This is a genomic window from Enterobacter sp. BNK-14 (genome assembly GCF_047456095.1).
Classification (GTDB): Bacteria; Pseudomonadota; Gammaproteobacteria; order Enterobacterales; family Enterobacteriaceae; genus Enterobacter; species Enterobacter kobei.
Genome location: NZ_CP179897.1, coordinates 4,383,851 through 4,406,011, shown reverse-complemented (window position 1 = coordinate 4,406,011; position 22,161 = coordinate 4,383,851). Strand labels below are relative to the sequence as shown.

The window sequence follows — 22,161 nt, the reverse complement described above, 5'->3', positions numbered from 1 at the left end:
TTATCCTTGCATCTGCGGCTTGTGCGCGGTGACGTGAATATAGCGGCCAAGGCTGACAAATGGCTCCTGACGGCAATACCGCGTTTCTAATTCTGTTAAGGTGTCAAAACAGTCACGCTGTTTGTGTTTTTCACGCAGATAATCATGAAACACCCTGACGCCCGTTTTCCCGACAATCTGCCAGCCAATCTCTTCCAGCCAGCCGTAAACCTGCTGCGGATCGCGCGGATAGTCCGGGGAAAGCGTGCGCTTTTTCTTTTTAGGCATCCCGACCTGCACATAGTCAAAGTTACCTGCAACCATGTTGTGCATCAGGAAGCCGTTAGCATTGTAGAACATCAGCGACAGCGTGCCGCCCGGGCGCAACATCGACCACAGGGTTTGTAACACGCTTTGCGGATCGGCCACCCACTCCAGCACCGCATGAAACAATATCAGATCAACCTGGGTTTCCAAATGCTGTGCGATGTCCTGAGCGGCGCATTGTATAAAATGCATGTTGTCGCTCACACCTTTCTCATCTGCAGCACGCGTCGCGCGGGCGACCATTTCAGCCGAAAGATCGCAAAGCGTGACGTGATGACCGCGCTCGGCCATTTTTATCGCCGTCTGTCCTTCGCCGCCACCGGCGTCCAGCACGCGCAACGTCTGGTCGCCAAAAGTGGCCAGAATGGTGTCCAGATCCTGCCAGAGGATCGTCTGACGGAGCTGCCCCTTTGTGGTGCCATAAATGTTGCGCGAAAACTTTTCCGCGATGTCATCAAAATTGCGATCCCGCATTGGGAGAGTTCCACTCGCTAACTGCAAAACCGCTATTTTGTCACACCCGCGCGGAGAATGAACCTCTCTGGTGTAATATCACCGGTAATCACCTGCTGTATGGTCAAAAAAGGAACCAAAAAGGATGTTTTTTACCCTTAAGAAATACATTGGAGGGATGATGCTTCCCCTTCCGCTGCTGCTCATCATCATCGCGCTGGGGCTGGCGCTGGTATGGTTCAGCCGCTTTCAGAAAAGTGGCAAAACGCTCATCACGTTCGGCTGGCTTGTCTTACTGCTGCTGAGCCTGCAACCGGTCGCGGATGGCCTGTTACGCCCCATTGAAGATAAGTACCCGACATGGCAGGGAAATCAGAAAGTGGAATACATCGTGGTGCTGGGCGGTGGGTATACCTGGGATCCTGACTGGGCCCCCAGCTCGAATCTGATCAACAACAGCCTGCCACGGCTAAACGAAGGGATTCGCCTGTGGCTGGCGAATCCGGGATCAAAAATGATCTTCACCGGCGCCGCAGCAAAAACGAACCCGGTGAGTACGGCTGAAGCGGGTGCCAGAGTTGCGGAATCCCTCGGCGTACCGCGTTCCGCTATCATCACCCTGGACAGTCCAAAAGATACCGAAGAAGAAGCCGCTGCGGTGAAGCAGGCGATTGGCGATGTTCCATTCTTGCTGGTCACCTCCGCCTCACACCTGCCACGGGCGATGATTTTCTTTGAAAAGCAGGGCCTGCACCCGCTTCCCGCACCGGCAAACCAGATGGCCATCAACGCGCCACTTAACCCATGGGAACGCGTGATCCCCTCCCCGATGTGGCTGATGCATAGCGATCGCGTCGGCTATGAGACGCTCGGCCGTCTCTGGCAGTGGCTGAAAGGTTCCTCAGGCGAGCCAGGGCAAGAGTGACTTAGCCGCGAGATCGAAGTTTGCGCGATTGAAACGCCCGGTATTGACCAGTTGCGCGACTTCATCCCAGAGCAGGTACAACCAGCGCCGCCAGAGAAATGCTTCGGCAACGGGCGCACGCTGAAGGTAGTGCCACAGTAACCCTTCTGCCGCCGCGCTGTCGCTGAGCCTGAACAACTCATATTCACGTGGGGCCCACAGCATTATTCCAGGCCCCAACATCGCCAGCAGCTGATCGCTGCGGGAGTCTTTCAGCATACTCCGCAGGGTAAAATTGCCGTGGATCAGCACGCAGTTATCATTAAAACCATCGAACAGCGCTGGCAAGCATTCACGAGTGCGAAACAGAATACGTTTGTCCTGCATGGTCAAACCGGTGTTATTGAACTGGTTGAGCGTTCCCCACAGCACTTCCACCCGCTGGCGATACCACAGCGGCCACAGGTTCTCCTGGGTGCTGTCGACCGGCCCCACGAGCCCACGGCTATCCTGGCGATGCCAGGCCAGCAGCGCCTCGACAATCTGGTCTTTCAGCTGCTCCCAGCGTTCCGGCGTGCGCGCGGGTGCTTCAACAGGCACGCCGCGTAAACGCTCTATCAACAGGATATCGGGGCCGGGGTGTTCCTCGTGCGTCATGACGCCGTACACGGTCGGCATTCGGACGGTACCCTCCCGCGCCAGCATCGACATTTTCCAGGCGAGCTGCCTGGCAACACCCGGCGACGTGAAACTTCGCGCCATCAGCGGCATTGGGTTTCCCTGACTGTCATACAACGACCAGAGCGCGGTATCGGCCTTTTCACTCACACACTCGACCCGGCTTAATTTCTCACCCAGCAGATGGCTAAGTTCGGCACGCAGCTGTTCCATATGAGATTACCCCCATTAATGCTACTGCTTTTATAATGAGCGCGCAGAATGAAGATGTCACCCGGTAGAGATCAATCAGGGAAAAGAAAAGCGAAAATAGTGGCGAGAGGACATCCCTCCGAAAGGAGGGATGCAGGCGGTATTAACGTAATTCGGCGCGAACGCGCTCAAGATCTTCCGGCGTATCAACGCCCGTTCCTGGTACTTCTTTGGCAACAGCAACGTGAATTTTCTCGCCATACCAGAGCACACGAAGCTGCTCCAGCATTTCGATATGCTCCAGCGGGCTGGGTGCCCAGGTGACATAGCGGCGAATGAAACCGGCACGATAGCCGTAAATCCCCAGATGGCGCAGGAAGGAATCCCCGATGGTCTCTTTCGAGAGCGCAAAGCGGTCGCGATCCCATGGAATGGTGGCGCGGGAGAAATAGAGCGCATAGCCTTCGGCATCCATCACCACTTTCACCGCATTCGGGTTAAATGCCTCTTCAGCGTGGTGAACAGGCACCGCAAGCGTCGCCATACCCACCTGACGCTGCGCCAGGTTTTCTGCCACCTGACGGATAATAACGGCCGGGATCATCGGCTCGTCGCCCTGCACGTTCACAATGACGGTATCATCGCTGAAACCACATTTCTCAACGACTTCGGCGAGACGCTCGGTGCCGGACTGGTGATCGACGCGGGTCATGCACACTTCACCACCTGCGGCTTCAACCGCACGGGCGACGTCCGGATGATCGGTGGCAACAATCACGCGATCGGCTCCGGATTCACGGGCGCGTTCAAGGACGTGCACAATCATTGGCTTGCCGTTGATATCCACCAGCGGTTTACCCGGCAGACGCGTTGAGGCATAACGAGCAGGAATAATGACAACAAAACTCATGGTTTGCTCTCTTCTGCCACCAGGGAACGGGCTTCGTTTTCCAGCAACACCGGAATGCCGTCACGCAGCGGGAAAGCCAGACTGTCCAGCTTGCAAATCAGCTCCTGTTTGTCCTGGCTGTAGTAGAGTTTGCCGTTGCACACCGGGCAGGCAATAATTTCAAGTAAACGGTGATCCATAGTTCCTCCGTATGGGTAATCGCTAAAGCTTAACACATTCCTTTTTCAGGGCGTGTCTGTTTCCCAGCCACTTCGACAGGATATAAATAACCCTTCGGGAACGCGTCCCAGCGTGACGTCGCGAGCCCCCTGCCAGAGGGCGAACTCGCTAATGGCGGACGTTAAGCCCTTCTCCAGACTCGCCGTCACCCTGACCCCCTCTTCCAGATAGAGCGCAATGACTTCAAGCGTGCCGGTTTTGCGGTGCATTTTGGCATCCATGCGCCCGACCAGCCGCCCCTTATGCAGCAGGGGTAAAACAAAATAGCCGTACTGACGCTTTGGTGCCGGGGTATAACACTCCAGCCGGTAGCTGAAATCGAACAACTGTTCGGCGCGTTTTCGGTCCCAGACCACCGGGTCGAAAGGCGACAACACTGCGCTGTGGGTTGCCTGGAGATTTCCGCCCAGCGCCTTGGGCAGCAAAGGAAGGACATCCGCATGCAGCCACATCTCTCCCAGGGTTTCTACCGTGACGGGAATGACGCGCTGTTCGCGTTGCCACATCTCCAGCAGCGGCTTCAGCGCGGGCTGGCGCAGGCGGTAATAATCTGCCAGCCATTGCGGCCGGAAAATGCCCAGACTGCGGGCGCTGTTTTCCAGCATGATGGCCTCGGCAGCCTCCTGGGTAAGCAGGTCACGCTCGTCGTCCCAGTGCGGCATCACGCGCTGGGTCAGGTCATAGACGCGCTGAAAATTTCGCCGTTCAATCACCATGACCTGGCCGGAGGTGAATAACCCTTCAAGATGACGTTTGTGCGGTTTCCACTCCCACCAGCCGCTAGTGCCTTTTCGCGGATGTTCAAAATCAGCGGAACGCACTGGCCCCTTTTCCTGAATATGGCTGATCAGTTGCTCTATTTCGGCCGCGTGCTCCTGCATCCACGCCTGTCGGTATTTCCAGCCCATCTTTTCAGGGGCAAGCATGCGGTGACGCACCAGGGCAAAATCGCTACGGGGCAGGAAACAGGCTTCGTGCGCCCAGTACTCCATGAGATCCCCTTTGCTGAGCGCCTCATCAAGCCAGTGAGAGGGATAGTGGCCCAGGCGGCTGAACAGCACCAGGTAAGGGCTACGGGCAACAATATTAATGGTGTCGATTTGCAGCAGCGACATGCGCTGGATGGCAGAGAGGATATCGGCAGGCTGTGCGCGGCGACGGGGCTTTTTGAGCAGCCCCTGCGCGGCGAGGTGTAAATGACGTGCAGCTGTAAGCGAGAGTTGCGGTAAAGACATGCGTTTTCCTGTCAGTCAAAGCGCCACCAGAACCGCGTAAGCCCTCACTGCACTAACGCAATCAGTTCCTTGAGCAAGTGTTCCGGCTGCTCGCCGCTGAGTTCAGCGTCAACCGGCAGATACCACCAGTTTTCTTTCGCAAAGGCACGGCATTTCACCGCATCTTTTTCGGTCATAATGAGCGTCTGTCCCGACGCCGTGAGCGCATCAACCTGCTCTGCCACCAGCGCCTGATGGTCAGCCAGTGGAATGCGTTTTTCAAGCCTGGCACCACACTGCTCAAGCGTTGCGAAGAAGCGCGGAGGATGACCAATCCCTGCCATTGCCACCAGCGAAGGCAGCTCAGCAACCGCCCGGCGTTCACCTGTCACCAGGTTTACCGCCAGTCCCGGCAACAGGTGCATAGGGATTTCACCCGCTTTTGCCTCACCACCGTTTACAATCACCGCATCAACGGACTTCAGACGTGAAGCGCGTTCACGCATAGGGCCGGCTGGCAGCCACCATCCGTTACCGAAACGGCGAACCCCGTCGATGATCACAATCTCTTTATCACGCGCCAGCGCGTAATGCTGCAGGCCATCGTCAGTGATGATAATTTGTACCGAGTGTTCGGCAAGCAGCGCCTGCACGGCGTCGCTGCGAACCGGGGAGACTGCCACCGGCGCGCCAGTACGCTGGAAAATCAATACCGGTTCATCACCCGCTTCGGCAGTGGTGGTTTTCTCTGCCAGCAGCAGTGGGTACTGCGCCGCTTTACCGCCATACCCACGCGAGACCACACCCGGGCGGATACCGCGTTTTTGCAGCTGTTCCACGAGCCAGATCACCACCGGTGTTTTACCGTTGCCGCCCGCCGTAAGATTGCCCACAACCACAACCGGCACTGGCGCACGCCAGGCCCGCTTGATCCCCAGACGGTAAAGCAGACGAATGATGCCGCTCACCAGGCCGTAAAGCCAGGAGAGCGGCAAAAGCAGCAGCCACAGCGGGGATTCACCGGACCAGATGCGTGCAATCATTCGCCGAACTGCATCTTATGAAGCTGGGCGTATACGCCGCGATGTTCCAGCAAAGCTGCGTGGCTTCCGCGTTCAACAATGACGCCATCCTCAACCACCACGATCTCATCCGCCTGCTCGATAGTCGACAGACGGTGTGCAATCACCAGTGAGGTACGGTTCTTTTGCAGTTCGTCCAGCGCCGACTGAATAGCGCGTTCAGATTCGGTATCCAGTGCGGACGTCGCTTCATCCAGAATCAGGATTGGGCTGTCACGCAGCAGCGCGCGCGCAATCGCAATACGCTGACGCTGACCACCGGACAGGAGCACGCCATTTTCACCAATGATGGTATCCAGACCGTTATCCATCTTGTTGATAAAGTCCATCGCATAGGCCATGCGTGCGGCATTCTCGATCTGCTCGCGGCTGTACTCGTCAGTGCGCGCATAAGCGATGTTGTTGGCGACCGTATCGTTAAACAGATGCACGTTCTGAGAAACCAGCGCAACCTGGTTACGCAGCGACTGCAGGGTGTACTCCCGCAGGTCGTGACCGTCCAGGAGAATTTCACCTTCGTTGATGTCGTAGAAACGGGTGATGAGGCTGGCAATGGTGGATTTACCTGAGCCAGAACGGCCTACCAGCGCCACCGTTTTACCCGCCGGAATCGTCAGGTTGATATTGCGCAGAGCGGGCGTATCGCGGCCCGGATAGGTGAAGGTCACGTTGTGGAATTCAACATCGCCACGGGCGCGCTCAATCTCGCGTGTACCTTCGTCTTTTTCCTGCTCGGAATCCAGAATGCTGAACAATGTCTGACAAGCCGCCATCCCGCGCTGGAACTGGGCATTCACGTTAGTCAGAGATTTCAGGGGACGCATCAGGGCGATCATCGAGGAGAAGACCACGGTGATGGTACCCGCCGTCAGCGTCTCCATCACGCTTGGGAAGCTTGCCGCATAAAGGACAAACGCCAGCGCCAGAGAGGCAATCAGCTGAATGATCGGGTCAGAGATGGAAGAGGCCGAGACCATTTTCATCCCCTGCAGACGCATTTTGTTGCTGACTTTGTCAAAGCGTTTGGTTTCGACGTCCTGGCCACCGAAAATTAACACCTCTTTGTGTCCTTTCAGCATCTGTTCGGCGCTGGTTGTTACCTGCCCCATCGTATTCTGCATATTTTTACTGATATTGCGGAAACGCTTGGACACAACGCGGATGGCAATGGAGACAACCGGAGCCAAAACGATCAGGATGAGCGACAGCTGCCAGCTGTAATAGAACATCATGATAAACAGGCCGATGATCGACGCCCCTTCACGCACGACGGTAATCAACGCGCTTGAGGAGGAGGACGCAACCTGCTCTGAATCGTAGGTAATACGGGACAGCAGTGTCCCCGTAGACTGCTTGTCAAAGAATGAGACCGGCATGCCCATCATGTGGCTGAACAGACGACGGCGCATGGTCATAACCACTTTCCCGGATACCCAGGAGATGCAGTAGCTGGAGATATAGCTGGTGATACCACGTAAGATCATCAGCCCGATAACCACCAGCGGCATCCATAGCAACACTGAGCGATCCGTTTTACCAAAACCGTCGTCCAGTAACGGTTTAAGGAGCGATAACATAAAAGTATCGCTGGCTGCGTTGAGGATTAACGCTACACCCGCCACGATCAAGCCTGCTTTAAAAGGTGCAATCATCGGCCAGAGTCGGCGGAAGGTTTGCCACGTGGAGAGATCTTTGTCGTTATGCATTCAAAAAACCAGCATTTGTTGAAATAGCCGCATATTCTACCCGTTATCTACGGGCGCGCCAAACCACTGATGATACCAACGTGGTAAAAATTGATCCCGCAAGCGCCGGATTTGCCAGCGATGTTGCGAGAATGTCACCGATATTTGCCCGGAATGGGGGGTATCTTGCCAGATATACCCCTCTTTTCGATAACGTCGGACCACATTCGCCGACGGAAACCGCCAGGCGTTATAGCGGGCTGCTGAATCCAGCGCAATGTTTCCCTCCACCCGTTGTACCAGCGCCAATGACGATGAGGTATTGCTGCCATGATGGGGAACCTGGATTAACGTCGACGTCAGATGTTGCCAGTAATGGCTAAGCATAGCCTGTTCTGCTGGCGCTTCAATGTCTCCCGTCAGCAGTATACTCTGCTCACCATCGTCCACTTTCACCACGCAGGAGCGGTTGTTTCCCCGAGCCGGGTCATTTTCCAGGGGCCAGTGGACGGTGAAGGTTAATCCCTGCCATCTCCAGCTCTGCCCACGAAAGCAGGGCCGATGCCCCGCCAGACGTAATGGACTTCTTACCCACATCTCCGGCCATGCTTTTTGCAGCGATGCGAGACCTCCTGCATGGTCAAGATGTTCATGGCTGAGAATCACGCCATCTGGCCGCAGATGGTGCCAGCGCAGCCAGGGGATAATTAACCGCTGTGCGCTATCTCCCCTAGGCCAGGCGAGCCCGGTATCATAGAGAATCGCTTTTCCCTGCCGTTCGATGACCATGGCCAGCCCCTGCCCCACATCCAGCATATGTAGCGTCCAGGCATCACTTTTAGCCGTTCGCCAGAGGGGAAATGCCAGCAACAGACACCCAGCCAGACACACGGCTGGAACGGTTTTCCAGGCTCGCAAACGCCAGCCGATGATGATAAGCCAGGGCAGTAGCGTCATGTACTGCCAGCGCTGATCCACACTCTGCCAGCCGTCTGGCAAGCGCATTAGTAGCCAGAACAGCCCGGCAAGGGACTTATCGGCTGCAAACCAGATGGCACTTTCTATTCCCCCCAGCGGAAACAGATGGAGCAACATACCAAGTAAAATCAGCGGTACGCTGACAAACGTCACTATCGGAACGGCAAAGAGATTGGCGACCAGAGAGGAGATACTGAAGCCGTGGAAAATCAACACCTGTAACGGCATGAGCAACACCAGCATGCCGACCTGCAGATAGATCAGATTAAGTAGTGGCCGTATGCGTCGGGCCCACTGCCAGCGAGGAAGAGGCAGCCACTGAAACCAGAAAATCAGCGCCGCGACGGCAAATGCGGACAGGAGCAGACTCTCAGAAAGTATGGCTAAGGGATCGCTTATCAGGATCGCCGCGACACAGCAACACCATACCTGCCACGGCGACCATTGGCGGGAACCGATTCGCAGCGCCGCCAGCACGGCAAGTGCGATGACCGTTCGTAGTGCAGGAGGTTGCAGACCGGTAAGCCAGGCGTAGAAAGCGGCGAAGAACAAGCCGGCCAGGAGTGGCATTTGCCAGTGGACCCGGTGGCTGGGGAATATAAACTGGATCGCACGCGCGAGTAACCAGACGAGGGATGCCGCCAGCGTGATATGCAGGCCCGAAATCGCCATCAGATGCAGTGTGCCGGTTTCACGCATCAGGTCTTTTATTTCTCGGGGGACATCCAGACGCTCTCCCATCCCCAGCCCGAGGATAACCGCTCCCCAGCGATAATCAGAAAGTCGGTTTTGCAGCGACATCAGGTATTGCGATCGCAGGCTGCAGTGTCCATCAACAAGTTCCGCATGGGTGAAGCGCCCGCTCAGCGTTTGATGTCGGGCAATGGTGCTGCGTTGGGGATCATAGCCTCCGTCGTTCAGCTCACCGTGTGCAGGTTTTAGCCTGAGCATCATCGCCCAGCGCTGGCCAGCACATGCTCTCTGTGGCAAATAATTGCCATACAGCGTTACGCCGGTGGACGCCCACCAGCGCCCACCGTTTACGGTGCGTATTTTTCCCTGATGCTGAGTTGCGCCATCAGTGGCGGTGATCTCTACCTCGGCCTGCACGGCTCCCGTGGTTAAATGCTGCATCGGCCAGACGCTCTCCTGCGCGGCCAGAAGGCCCCACGCGCAAAATAACAGCGCGATTCCCACATACTTCAGGCGCACGTTTTGACATGTGCCCAGAACCACCCCGCCCGCCAGCATTATCCAGACGGTATAGCGTGATGGCAGTTCAGGTAACCAGAGTAACGGGGCTATCGCCAGAATGGCGCAGATACATAAAGCGGGAATTCCCATTGCTACCTCCCTGTTTCAGGGGGACAGTATGCTCGTGGGTGATGCGGCTCGTCAGTTGTGAAGAAAAGGATTTACAGCAAGCGCAGCAAGGTTTTTAACAGGTTGCAGAAAACGCAGCGGGAAATGCGGGATGCCTCCCAGAAGAAAACGACAGGAACAAAAAAAGCACCCGCAGGTGCTTTCTTTCGAACCCAGTTTAACCGGCTGGCTAAACTCAGTTGCCGTAAATATTGGCGCGATCGCGCAGTTCTTTACCCGGTTTAAAGTGTGGAACGTACTTACCTTCCAGCTCGACTTTATCACCCGTTTTCGGGTTACGCCCGGTGCGTGGAGCACGATAGTGCAGAGAAAAACTACCGAAACCGCGGATTTCAATGCGCTCGCCCTGGGCAAGAGTGGAGGCCATATGCTCCAGCATCTCTTTTACGGCATCTTCCACTGCCTTGGCAGGGATATGCGGTTGCTGACTGGCAAGTCTTTCAATCAATTCTGACTTGGTCATGATTCCTCCGGTTCCTTTCAAACCAATTAGCTGAACAGCTCATTAAACAAGGGCGGCCGTAGCCGCCCTTTGTTATTGATTACAGGACGGATCCTGTAATCTGTCAAGTTTGCTCTTCATCCTTCGCGCTGTAAATGCGTTACAGCTCAAATGATGCTGAGAACCTGATATTACTCGCCTTTAGCTGCTTTGAAAGCTTCAGCCATTGCGTTGTTAGAGAAGTTTGCATCTTCCTGTTTGTTAACAGTTGCGATTGCATCTTTCTCATCAGCTTCGTCTTTAGCACGAACAGACAGGCTGATTGCACGGTTCTTACGGTCAACACCGGTGAACTTAGCTTCAACGTCGTCGCCTACGTTCAGAACCAGAGTGGCATCTTCAACGCGGTCACGGGAAGCTTCAGAAGCGCGCAGGTAACCTTCAACGCCGTCAGCCAGCTCTACGGTTGCGCCTTTAGCGTCAACTGCAGTTACTTTACCGTTTACGATTGCGCCTTTCTTGTTCAGTGCAACCCAGTTGTTGAACGGATCTTCTGCGAGCTGTTTAACGCCCAGAGAGATACGCTCACGCTCTGCGTCAACCTGCAGAACAACTGCAGCGATTTCGTCGCCTTTTTTGTATTCACGAACTGCTTCTTCGCCTGCAACGTTCCAGGAGATGTCAGACAGGTGAACCAGGCCATCGATGCCGCCGTCCAGGCCGATGAAGATACCGAAGTCAGTGATAGACTTGATTTTACCTTCAACACGGTCGCCCTTGTTGTGGGTTTCCGCGAACTGCTGCCATGGGTTGTTTTTGCACTGTTTCAGGCCCAGGGAGATACGACGACGTTCTTCGTCGATATCCAGAACCATCACTTCCACTACATCACCAACGTTAACAACTTTGGATGGGTGGATGTTTTTGTTGGTCCAGTCCATTTCGGAAACGTGCACCAGGCCTTCAACGCCTTCTTCGATTTCAACGAAGCAGCCGTAGTCAGTCAGGTTGGTTACGCGACCAGTCAGTTTAGTACCTTCTGGGTAACGCTTAGCGATAGCTACCCATGGATCTTCGCCCAGCTGTTTCAGGCCGAGGGATACACGAGTACGCTCGCGGTCGAACTTCAGCACTTTAACAGTGATTTCGTCGCCCACGTTCACGATTTCGCTTGGGTGCTTAACGCGTTTCCACGCCATGTCGGTGATGTGCAGCAGGCCATCAACGCCGCCCAGGTCAACGAATGCGCCGTAGTCAGTGAGGTTCTTAACGATACCTTTGACTTCCATGCCTTCCTGCAGGTTTTCCAGCAGCTGATCGCGTTCTGCGCTGTTTTCGGATTCGATAACGGCACGACGGGATACAACAACGTTGTTACGCTTCTGGTCCAGCTTGATGACTTTGAACTCAAGCTCTTTGCCTTCCAGGTGCAGGGTGTCACGGACTGGACGAACGTCTACCAGAGAACCTGGCAGGAACGCACGAATACCATTCAGCTCAACAGTGAAGCCACCTTTAACTTTGCCGTTGATAACACCGACCACAGTTTCAGCTTCTTCGTAAGCTTTTTCCAGGGTGATCCATGCTTCGTGACGTTTAGCTTTCTCACGAGAAAGCAGGGTTTCACCGAAGCCGTCTTCTACTGCGTCCAGCGCAACGTCAACTTCGTCACCAACCTGGATTTCCAGCTCGCCCTGGGCGTTTTTGAACTGCTCTGCCGGGATGGCGGACTCAGATTTCAGACCGGCGTCAACCAGTACTACGTCTTTGTCGATAGCAACAACAACACCACGAACGATGGAACCCGGACGGGTTTCGATTTCTTTTAAGGATTCTTCAAACAGTTGAGCAAAAGATTCAGTCATGTTTAATCTTCAGGTTAATATTAACGTCCACCTGGCTCCGTGCCGGATGGGGTTGTTTCACATACCCGCCGTCAATCCATTGCAGCGGGGGTACTGCTAAATCGGTCGCGTTTACGCGAGTGCCAGTTTTTGGCGCGCATATTGTAGCGCTTTTTCAATCACTTGCTCAATAGTTAAACTGGTTGAATCCAGAACTAATGCATCTTCTGCAGGAACAAGTGGCGCGACAGCGCGGTTACGATCGCGATCATCGCGCTCTTTTATCTCGGATAAAAGGCGATCAAAGTTAACACTAAACCCCTTCTCCTGCAACTGAAGCATGCGGCGTTGAGCACGTTCTTCTGAAGAGGCGTCAAGGAAAATTTTTACAGGCGCATCAGGGAATACCACGGTGCCCATATCACGTCCGTCGGCGATCAACCCCGGGGCTTCGCGGAACGCACGCTGGCGACGTAACAGCGCCTCGCGCACACGCGGGAAGGCCGCAACCTGAGAGGCCGCATTCGCCACTTCCTGCGTACGGATTTCACCGCTCACGTCTTCCCCTTCAAGGATCACTTCCAGGTTGCCATCGGTAGACACAAAACGGACATCCAGGTGCGCAGCCAGCGGTACCAGCGCTTCTTCAGAGGCGACATCGACATGATGATGCAGCGCAGCCAGCGCCAGCACGCGATAGATTGCGCCCGAATCTAAAAGATGCCATTGCAATGCTTCCGCCATCGCTTTGCACAGGGTACCTTTCCCTGCGCCACTCGGCCCATCAATGGTGATTACCGGGGCAACTGCCGTCATCTTTTTCTCCTTAAATAAGGCATACCGTTAACATGAACGCCGCGCATTATACGCGCCAACGTGCGCAACTGTTACCTTTGCGTGCAAATTACGGAATGATTGAAGCAGAGTGTAGAAGAAATGAGCGGAAGTGTTCGTCAGGAAGCGTAAGGAAATGCCGCATCGAAGGATGCGGCATAACGCTATCAGGCCAGCGTACTGATGCGCGCCAGCTGCTCGAAGTAGTCCGGGAAGGTTTTCGCCGTACATTTCGGGTCAAGAATGGTCACAGGCGTGTCGGACAGCGCCACCAGCGAGAAGCACATCGCCATACGGTGATCGTTGTAGGTGCCAATTTCTGCGAACTGCAGTTTTGCCGGAGGGGTGACGCGAATGTAGTCTTCGCCCTCTTCCACCTCAGCCCCCACTTTACGCAGCTCGGTCGCCATCGCGTACAGACGGTCAGTCTCTTTCACGCGCCAGTTGTAGATGTTGCGCAGCGTGGTGGTGCCTTTGGCAAACAGCGCAGCCGTGGCGATGGTCATCGCCGCATCCGGAATGTGGTTCATGTCCATATCAATGGCATTCAGCTCGCCGCGGGTACAGGAGATGAAATCATCGCCCCAGGTGACAGTGGCGCCCATTTTCTCCAGCACGTCGGCAAAACGGATGTCGCCCTGCACGCTGTTGCGGCCAATCCCGGTCACCTTCACGGTGCCGCCTTTGATCGCGCCCGCAGCCAGGAAGTAAGAGGCCGATGATGCATCGCCTTCAACCAGGTAATTGCCCGGAGACTGATACTGCTGCGCCCCACGCACCACAAAACGCTGATAAGACTGGTTTTCCACCTCGACGCCGAAGGTTTTCATCAGGTGCAGCGTGATATCAATGTACGGTCTGGAGACCAGCTCACCTTTAATCGAGATAACCGTATCCTGCGGTGCCAGCGGCGCGGTCATCAGCAGGGCCGTCAGGAACTGGCTGGAAACGCTACCGTCCACCTCGACGTCACCGCCGCTAAAGCCCCCGCGCAGACGCAGTGGCGGATAATTTTCCTGCTCAAGATACTCAATCTGCGCGCCCCCCTGACGCAGGGCATCGACCAGATGGCCGATCGGACGCTCTTTCATGCGCGGCTCGCCGGTCAGCACGATGTTATTGGTGCCCAGACACAGCGCCGCCGCCAATGGACGCATCGCGGTACCCGCGTTGCCCAGAAACAGCTCGAGCTCTTCACCCGAACGCAGCGCGCCGCCGTTGCCGGTCACTTCACAGCGGGTACGATCGTCAGAGAGAGTGTAATGAACACCCAACGCTTTCAGCGCATTGAGCATGTGGCGTACGTCATCGCTGTCCAGCAGGTTTGTAAGGACGGTGGTGCCGTTTGCCAGAGCTGCCAGCAGCAGAGCGCGGTTCGAGACACTTTTTGAACCAGGCAGATTGATGGTGCCATCTACCCGCGCGATAGGTTGTAACGTCAGGGATTCCATGAAACTTAACTCTCAACTCAACATAATAAAAACCCCGCAGCAGGGCTACGGGGGTGGAAACAGCGCGATTAACCGTGGCGACGTTCGAAGTCGATCATGAAATCGGTCAGAGCTTTAACCCCTTCCAGCGGCATCGCGTTATAAATAGAGGCGCGCATCCCCCCCACCACACGGTGGCCTTTCAGCGCGTGCAGACCTGCCGCGAAGGACTCTTTCAGGAACACGTTGTCCAGGTTGCTGTCTGCCAGCTGGAACGGCACGTTCATGCGGGAGCGGTTAGCTTTCGCCACATCGTTACGGTAGAAATCGCTTTTGTCGATCACGCCGTACAGCAGTTCAGCTTTCTGCTGATTGACCTTGTCCATCTGCGCCACACCGCCGTTTTGCTTCAGCCATTTGAAGACCAGGCCCGAGAGGTACCAGGCAAACGTCGGTGGCGTGTTGAACATGGAGTCGTTATCGTTCAGCACGGTGTAGTCGAGAATTGACGGGCAAGACTTATGGGCTTTCCCCAGGAGATCTTCACGTACAATGACGATTGTCAGGCCCGCAGGACCGATATTTTTCTGTGCGCCTGCATAGATAACGCCGTAGCGGCTGACATCAATCGGGGCAGAAAGAATGGTGGAGGAGAAGTCGGCGGCAACCACAACATCGCTGGCGAAGTTTGGCGTCTCGTCGATGGCAATCCCGTCGATAGTTTCGTTCGGGCAGTAGTGGAGATAGGCTGCGTTATCAGAAAGCTGCCATTCGCTCATGGGCTTCACGGCGCGCAGACCGTCAACGGTCACTTTGGCGTCGATAACGTTCGGCGTGCAGTATTTGTGCGCTTCTTTAACGGCGCTTGCCGCCCAGTAGCCCGCATCAACGTAGTCAGCCGTCGTTTTATCGCCAAGGATATTCAGCGGTACGCCAGCAAACTGGCCGCGTCCGCCGCCGTGACAGAACAATACTTTGTAGTTCGAGGGAATATTCAGCAGATCGCGAAAATCCTTTTCTGCCTCTTCCGCCACCTGAATAAACTCTTTACCACGGTGGCTGATTTCCATCACCGACGTACCGAGACCGTTCCAGTCACAAAGTTCCTGTTGAGCCTGTTTAAGCACGTCTGCCGGTAACATCGCCGGACCTGAACTGAAATTAAAGACTTGAACCATTTCCCCTCACCACGCTAAAAGCCATAAGTTATAACTGTGGATATCGGTTTTATCATTCAGTGACACGCGCCGCAATGTCTAAAACTTATGACCCGTGAAATGTGGCTCACATCACACAAAACAATCTGCCGCCTCGCCAGGACAAAACCGACAAAATGGCTGTCAGGTGATCCGTTTAGCCCGGCTAACCTTCGTCCATTCTGGATTCGTACAGCGAGGGCATAATTGATGATCGCCTGCCTTCATCACCACCACATGACTACATTTTATACAGGCATATTCGCCCGCATCGGGGACGGTTTTGTATCGCTCAATGAGCATATCCGGCAGGATGCATAACCCCGGCTTCACCTCGTCATCATGATAGTAATACACGCTGATTTGACCGTTCGTTTCCATAATGGCCAGACGCACCTGTCCGAGTTGTTCGACGCTGTTCAGACGCAATTCCATAAAAAATTCGAACTCGGTCATATTGGCACTTTGCACATTTTCCCAGGCCAACTGTCCGTCTTCGACAATCACCACAGGCTTCCCTTCCAGCAGATCTTCCAGCTTTTCGCTCTTCGACATCAGCCACATCACAAGGCGGTACAGCAGCGCCAGCGAGACAAAGACGATAAAGACCGGCACCATCGGCACATCGTCATAAAAGGCGACATCCCCCGCCGCTGACCCCAGCGTGAGGATGATTAACACTTCAAAAAGCGACATCTGCCGCACACCGCGACGGCCAGTAATCTTAAGAAACAGAAAGACAAGAACGAAGGTATACAGGCTCCGCAAAGCCACTTCGCCTAAAAACTCGGGGGGAACTTTATCAAACGCCATCCGCTGGAGATCAAATGCTTTCATTTTTCTATGCCTTAACAGTCAGTTACTGCCACTAAGCATAGCCCAGCCTTTTATTTTCGCCGAAGATAGCACCCGTCACGCAAAACCCGTATCATTGCGCGCTTTACGTACGATAAAAGTGAACGCCATGACTCAAACGTTTATCCCTGGCAAAGACGCCGCTCTGGAAGATTCCATCGCTCGCTTCCAGCAGAAACTGACCGACCTGGGTTTTAACATCGAAGAAGCCTCCTGGCTCAATCCGGTGCCCCATGTCTGGTCCGTCCATATTCGCGACAAAGAGTGTGCCCTGTGCTTTACCAACGGGAAAGGCGCGACTAAAAAAGCGGCACTGGCCTCCGCGCTGGGTGAGTATTTTGAGCGTCTGTCCACCAACTATTTCTTCGCTGACTTCTGGTTGGGCGAAACCATCGCTAACGGCCCATTCGTTCACTATCCGAACGAAAAATGGTTCCCGCTGACCGAAGACGATGAACTGCCGGAAGGTATTCTCGACGCCCGCCTGCGTGCGTTCTACGATCCAGAAAACGAACTGACCGCCAGCATGCTGATCGATCTGCAGTCTGGTAACGAAGATCGTGGTATCTGCGCCCTGCCGTTCACCCGCCAGTCTGACGAGCAGACCGTGTATATTCCGATGAACATCGTCGGCAACCTGTATGTGTCTAACGGCATGTCCGCCGGTAACACCCGCAACGAAGCGCGCGTTCAGGGCTTGTCAGAAGTGTTCGAGCGTCACATTAAAAACCGCATTATCGCCGAATCTATCAGCCTGCCTGAAATTCCGGCCGACGTGCTGGCGCGCTACCCGGGCGTGGTGGAATCCATCGCCAAACTCGAAGCGGAAGGTTTCCCAATCTTCGCCTACGATGGCTCACTGGGCGGTAAATATCCGGTGATCTGCGTGGTGCTGTTTAACCCAGAAAACGGCACCTGCTTCGCCTCCTTCGGCGCGCACCCTGACTTCGGCGTGGCGCTGGAGCGTACCGTCACCGAACTGCTGCAAGGCCGTAGCCTGAAAGATCTCGACGTCTTCACCCCGCCAACCTTTGACGATGAAGAAGTGGCGGAGCATACCAACCTCGAAACCCACTTCATCGATTCCAGCGGCCTGATCTCCTGGGATATGTTTAAGCAGGACGCAGACTATCCGTTCGTAGACTGGAGCTTTGCCGGCACCACGGAAGAAGAGTTCGCCACGCTAATGGCCATCTTTAACGCCGAAGATCAGGAAGTCTACATTGCCGACTATGAACACCTGGGCGTTTACGCATGCCGCATCATTGTGCCGGGCATGTCCGACATCTACCCTGCTGAAGATCTGTGGCTGGCGAACAACAGCATGGGTGCGCACCTGCGCGAAACCCTGCTTGCTCTGCCAGGCAGCGAGTGGGAAAAAGAGGATTATCTGAACCTGATCGCCCAACTGGACGAAGAAGGTCACGATGATTTCACTCGCGTGCGTGAACTGCTGGGCCTGGCGACGGGTAAAGACAACGGCTGGTATACCCTGCGTATCGGGGAACTGAAAGCGATGCTGGCGCTGGCTGGCGGCGATCTGGATCAGGCCCTGGCCTGGACGGAATGGACGATGGAATTCAACCAGTCGGTCTTCTCTGCCGAGCGCACCAACTATTACCGTTGCCTGCAAACCCTGCTGCTGCTTTCGCAGGAAGAGGATCGCGAGCCACTGCAGTACCTGAACGCTTTCGTGCGTATGTACGGTGCTGAAGCGGTTGAAGCCGCCAGCGCGGCGCTCAGCGGTGAAGAGCCATTCTACGGTCTGCAGGCCGTGGACAGCGATCTGAAAGCCTTCCCGGCGCATCAGTCGCTGCTCAAGGCCTATGAAAAGCTGCAGAAAGCAAAAGCCGCTTACTGGTCAAAATAAGCGCATATAACATTAGCAGCAGTAGGCGTATTCAATCGTCTGGGCTATATTACGGGGCAATTTCATTGCCCCGTTTTTTATTTTTTTCGGTAATGATTGCTGATTGTAATAATAAAGTTAAACATGGGTAAATATAATAATCTTTACCCGGGCTTTATTGTTACTTTTTATGGTAAATACTCCATATTAATTAACTGTTTCGGAGGGGGACGAACGAAATAATTCAACTCTTTTCATAACTTTTAAAATTTATTTTTATACGGATAATCAATTACTTACTCCGCATTTGCTGTAAAACCATACACACTGCGGGCCTATAAGCCAGGCGAGATATGATCTATATCAATTTCTCTTCTATAATGCTTTGTTAGTATCTCGTCGCCGACTTAATAAAGAGAGAGTTAGTGTGAAAGCTGACAACCCTTTTGATCTTTTACTCCCCGCCGCGATGGCAAAAGTTGCCGAAGAAGCGGGTGTCTATAAAGCAACGAAACACCCGATGAAGACGTTCTATCTGGCGATTACTGCTGGTGTGTTCATCTCAATCGCTTTCGTCTTCTACATCACCGCCACCACCGGTACTGCCGGAATGCCTTTCGGCATGGCCAAACTGATTGGCGGCATTTGCTTCTCACTGGGTCTGATTCTTTGCGTCATCTGCGGTGCCGACCTCTTCACCTCAACGGTGCTGATTGTCGTGGCAAAAGCCAGCGGAAGAATTACCTGGGGTCAACTGGCGCGCAACTGGCTTAACGTCTACGTTGGCAACCTGATTGGCTGTCTGCTCTTTGTTCTGTTGATGTGGCTTTCTGGCGAGTACATGACCGCCAACGGCGGCTGGGGGCTTAACGTCCTGCAAACCGCCGACCACAAAATGCACCACACATTTATCGAAGCCGTTGCTCTCGGCATCCTTGCAAACCTGATGGTCTGCCTGGCGGTCTGGATGAGCTATTCTGGTCGTAGCCTGATGGATAAAGCCATGATTATGGTTCTGCCGGTTGCGATGTTTGTTGCCAGCGGCTTTGAGCACAGTATTGCGAATATGTTCATGATCCCGATGGGGATTGTTATCCGCAACTTTGCAAGCCCGGAGTTCTGGACCGCAATTGGTTCATCCCCGGAAAGTTTCTCTCACCTGACTATTATGAATTTCATTACTGATAACCTGATCCCCGTCACTATCGGGAACATTATCGGTGGGGGTCTGTTAGTTGGGTTGACATACTGGGTCATTTACCTGCGTGGCGACGACCATCATTGATGGTTATCTCAGGCAGTAAATAAAAAATCCACTTAAGAAGGTAGGTGTTACATGTCCGAGCTTAATGAAAAGTTAGCCACAGCCTGGGAAGGTTTTGCGAAAGGTGACTGGCAGAATGAAGTCAACGTCCGTGACTTCATTCAGAAAAACTATACCCCGTATGAAGGTGACGAATCCTTCCTGGCTGGCGCAACTGACGCGACCACCAAGCTGTGGGACAGCGTAATGGAAGGCGTTAAACTGGAAAACCGCACTCACGCGCCAGTTGATTTTGACACCTCCGTTGCTTCCACCATCACTTCTCACGATGCTGGCTATATCAACAAAGCCCTTGAGAAAATCGTTGGTCTGCAGACTGAAGCACCACTGAAACGCGCAATCATCCCGTTCGGTGGTATCAAAATGGTTGAAGGTTCCTGCAAAGCGTATAACCGCGAGCTGGACCCAATGCTGAAAAAAATCTTCACCGAATACCGTAAAACCCACAACCAGGGTGTATTCGATGTTTACACCAAAGACATTCTGAACTGCCGTAAATCTGGCGTTCTGACTGGTCTGCCAGATGCGTATGGCCGTGGCCGTATCATTGGTGACTACCGTCGCGTTGCGCTGTACGGTATCGACTTCCTGATGAAAGACAAATACGCGCAGTTTGTTTCCCTGCAGTCTGACCTGGAAAACGGCGTAAACCTGGAAGCGACTATCCGTCTGCGTGAAGAAATTGCTGAACAGCACCGTGCGCTGGGTCAGATCAAAGAGATGGCAGCGAAATATGGCTGCGATATCTCTGGTCCTGCAACCAACGCCCAGGAAGCTATCCAGTGGACCTACTTCGGCTACCTGGCCGCTGTTAAGTCTCAGAATGGTGCAGCAATGTCCTTCGGCCGCGTATCCACCTTCCTGGATGCGTACATCGAACGTGACCTGAAAGCAGGTAAAATCACCGAGCAAGACGCTCAGGAAATGATTGACCACCTGGTCATGAAGCTGCGTATGGTTCGCTTCCTGCGTACTCCAGAATATGATGAGCTGTTCTCTGGTGACCCAATCTGGGCAACCGAATCTATCGGCGGTATGGGCGTAGATGGCCGTACTCTGGTAACCAAAAACAGCTTCCGCTTCCTGAACACCCTGTACACCATGGGTCCTTCTCCGGAGCCGAACATCACCGTTCTGTGGTCTGAAAAACTGCCTCTGAACTTCAAGAAATTCGCCGCTAAAGTGTCCATCGACACCTCTTCTCTGCAGTATGAGAACGATGACCTGATGCGTCCGGACTTCAACAACGACGACTACGCTATCGCGTGCTGCGTAAGCCCAATGGTTGTTGGTAAGCAAATGCAGTTCTTCGGTGCGCGTGCAAACCTGGCGAAAACCATGCTGTACGCCATCAACGGCGGCGTTGATGAAAAACTGAAAATGCAGGTGGGTCCTAAGTCTGAACCTATCAAAGGCGACGTGCTGAACTATGACGAAGTCATGGAGCGCATGGACCACTTCATGGACTGGCTGGCGAAGCAGTACGTGACTGCACTGAACGTTATCCACTACATGCACGACAAGTACAGCTACGAAGCCTCTCTGATGGCGCTGCACGACCGTGACGTGGTTCGCACCATGGCGTGTGGTATCGCAGGCCTGTCCGTTGCGGCTGACTCCCTGTCTGCAATCAAATATGCGAAAGTTAAACCAATTCGTGACGAAGACGGTCTGGCTATCGACTTCGAAATCGAAGGCGAATACCCGCAGTTTGGTAACAACGACGCTCGCGTTGATGACATGGCGGTTGACCTGGTAGAACGTTTCATGAAGAAAATTCAGAAACTCACTACCTACCGTAACGCTATCCCGACTCAGTCTGTTCTGACCATCACCTCTAACGTTGTGTATGGTAAGAAAACCGGTAACACCCCAGACGGTCGTCGTGCTGGCGCGCCATTCGGCCCAGGTGCTAACCCAATGCACGGTCGTGACCAGAAAGGTGCGGTTGCCTCTCTGACCTCCGTTGCTAAACTGCCGTTTGCCTACGCGAAAGATGGTATTTCTTACACCTTCTCTATCGTGCCAAACGCGCTGGGTAAAGATGACGAAGTACGTAAAACTAACCTCGCGGGTCTGATGGATGGTTACTTCCACCACGAAGCGTCCATCGAAGGTGGTCAGCACCTGAACGTGAACGTAATGAACCGTGAAATGCTGCTCGATGCGATGGAACACCCTGAGAAATATCCTCAGCTGACCATCCGTGTATCTGGCTACGCAGTACGTTTTAACTCCCTGACTAAAGAACAGCAGCAGGACGTTATCACCCGTACTTTCACTCAGTCCATGTAAGTGGAATTGACTGAAATCACGCGTTAAAAGGCGTACAATAAAGGCTCCACGCAAGTGGGGCCTTTTTAACACCCTCGCTTCATCAGTC

18 protein-coding genes are annotated in these 22,161 nt (G+C 54.1%); 4 read left to right on the top strand and 14 right to left on the bottom strand.

The annotated features are described in order from the left end of the window. Positions 1 to 780: a tRNA uridine 5-oxyacetic acid(34) methyltransferase CmoM gene (gene cmoM, locus ACMGGM_RS20845; RefSeq protein WP_014883226.1), complete on the bottom strand. Its 780-nt coding sequence runs from the start codon at positions 778 to 780 to the stop codon at positions 1 to 3. A gap of 124 nt (positions 781 to 904) precedes the next feature. On the opposite strand from cmoM, the gene elyC reads away from it, so the two are divergent. Then, positions 905 to 1,684, top strand: coding sequence for an envelope biogenesis factor ElyC (gene elyC, locus ACMGGM_RS20840; protein ID WP_045134658.1), 780 nt, complete (start codon positions 905 to 907; stop codon positions 1,682 to 1,684). On the opposite strand, the gene ACMGGM_RS20835 is transcribed toward elyC, so the two are convergent. From ACMGGM_RS20835 to ACMGGM_RS20775, 13 genes are all read right to left on the bottom strand, one after another. Beyond that, positions 1,661 to 2,554 (bottom strand): YcbJ family phosphotransferase, encoded by an 894-nt coding sequence (locus ACMGGM_RS20835; RefSeq protein WP_045134659.1) that lies wholly within the window; start codon positions 2,552 to 2,554, stop codon positions 1,661 to 1,663. The genes elyC and ACMGGM_RS20835 overlap by 24 nt on opposite strands. A gap of 142 nt (positions 2,555 to 2,696) precedes the next feature. Then, positions 2,697 to 3,443 carry a 3-deoxy-manno-octulosonate cytidylyltransferase gene (kdsB, locus tag ACMGGM_RS20830; RefSeq protein WP_014883223.1) on the bottom strand — a complete coding sequence of 249 codons (747 nt, stop codon included), beginning with the start codon at positions 3,441 to 3,443 and terminating at the stop codon, positions 2,697 to 2,699. Beyond that, a complete protein-coding gene (ycaR, locus tag ACMGGM_RS20825; protein WP_006174474.1) occupies positions 3,440 to 3,622 on the bottom strand; it encodes a protein YcaR in 183 nt (60 codons plus the stop codon). Before ycaR ends, kdsB begins: the two co-directional genes overlap by 4 nt. Before the next feature lie 45 nt (positions 3,623 to 3,667). Then, positions 3,668 to 4,897 (bottom strand): winged helix-turn-helix domain-containing protein, encoded by a 1,230-nt coding sequence (locus ACMGGM_RS20820; protein ID WP_059372646.1) that lies wholly within the window; start codon positions 4,895 to 4,897, stop codon positions 3,668 to 3,670. 44 nt (positions 4,898 to 4,941) lie between these two features. Further along, positions 4,942 to 5,919, bottom strand: coding sequence for a tetraacyldisaccharide 4'-kinase (gene lpxK / locus ACMGGM_RS20815; RefSeq protein ID WP_063943466.1), 978 nt, complete (start codon positions 5,917 to 5,919; stop codon positions 4,942 to 4,944). Further along, positions 5,916 to 7,664 (bottom strand): lipid A ABC transporter ATP-binding protein/permease MsbA, encoded by a 1,749-nt coding sequence (gene msbA, locus ACMGGM_RS20810; RefSeq protein ID WP_014883220.1) that lies wholly within the window; start codon positions 7,662 to 7,664, stop codon positions 5,916 to 5,918. Before msbA ends, lpxK begins: the two co-directional genes overlap by 4 nt. A gap of 36 nt (positions 7,665 to 7,700) precedes the next feature. Further along, positions 7,701 to 9,965, bottom strand: a complete 2,265-nt coding sequence (locus ACMGGM_RS20805; RefSeq protein ID WP_059372648.1) for a ComEC family protein — start codon at positions 9,963 to 9,965, stop codon at positions 7,701 to 7,703. Positions 9,966 to 10,179: 214 nt separating this feature from the next. Beyond that, a complete protein-coding gene (ihfB, locus tag ACMGGM_RS20800; protein ID WP_008499965.1) occupies positions 10,180 to 10,467 on the bottom strand; it encodes an integration host factor subunit beta in 288 nt (95 codons plus the stop codon). 170 nt (positions 10,468 to 10,637) lie between these two features. After that, complete coding sequence (gene rpsA / locus ACMGGM_RS20795) at positions 10,638 to 12,311, bottom strand: 30S ribosomal protein S1 (RefSeq protein WP_008499966.1); 1,674 nt, start codon at positions 12,309 to 12,311, stop codon at positions 10,638 to 10,640. A 111-nt stretch (positions 12,312 to 12,422) separates the two neighbouring features. Then, a complete protein-coding gene (gene cmk / locus ACMGGM_RS20790) occupies positions 12,423 to 13,106 on the bottom strand; it encodes a (d)CMP kinase (RefSeq protein ID WP_013097305.1) in 684 nt (227 codons plus the stop codon). Between the two features lie 185 nt (positions 13,107 to 13,291). Continuing rightward, positions 13,292 to 14,575: a 3-phosphoshikimate 1-carboxyvinyltransferase gene (aroA, locus tag ACMGGM_RS20785; protein ID WP_014883218.1), complete on the bottom strand. Its 1,284-nt coding sequence runs from the start codon at positions 14,573 to 14,575 to the stop codon at positions 13,292 to 13,294. 68 nt (positions 14,576 to 14,643) lie between these two features. After that, positions 14,644 to 15,732, bottom strand: coding sequence for a 3-phosphoserine/phosphohydroxythreonine transaminase (gene serC / locus ACMGGM_RS20780; protein ID WP_045134663.1), 1,089 nt, complete (start codon positions 15,730 to 15,732; stop codon positions 14,644 to 14,646). A 162-nt stretch (positions 15,733 to 15,894) separates the two neighbouring features. Then, complete coding sequence (locus ACMGGM_RS20775; protein WP_014883216.1) at positions 15,895 to 16,587, bottom strand: DUF421 domain-containing protein; 693 nt, start codon at positions 16,585 to 16,587, stop codon at positions 15,895 to 15,897. 127 nt (positions 16,588 to 16,714) lie between these two features. Here ACMGGM_RS20775 and ycaO point away from each other — a divergent pair, with 127 nt between their 5' ends. The 3 genes from ycaO (at position 16,715) to pflB (ending at position 22,073) form a co-directional block, all read left to right on the top strand. Continuing rightward, complete coding sequence (gene ycaO, locus ACMGGM_RS20770; protein WP_014883215.1) at positions 16,715 to 18,475, top strand: 30S ribosomal protein S12 methylthiotransferase accessory factor YcaO; 1,761 nt, start codon at positions 16,715 to 16,717, stop codon at positions 18,473 to 18,475. Between the two features lie 406 nt (positions 18,476 to 18,881). After that, positions 18,882 to 19,739, top strand: coding sequence for a formate transporter FocA (gene focA, locus ACMGGM_RS20765; protein ID WP_032637072.1), 858 nt, complete (start codon positions 18,882 to 18,884; stop codon positions 19,737 to 19,739). Positions 19,740 to 19,790: 51 nt separating this feature from the next. Further along, on the top strand, positions 19,791 to 22,073 hold the full coding sequence (gene pflB / locus ACMGGM_RS20760; RefSeq protein ID WP_045282257.1) for a formate C-acetyltransferase: 2,283 nt from the start codon (positions 19,791 to 19,793) through the stop codon (positions 22,071 to 22,073). The last annotated feature ends 88 nt before the right edge of the window (positions 22,074 to 22,161 follow it).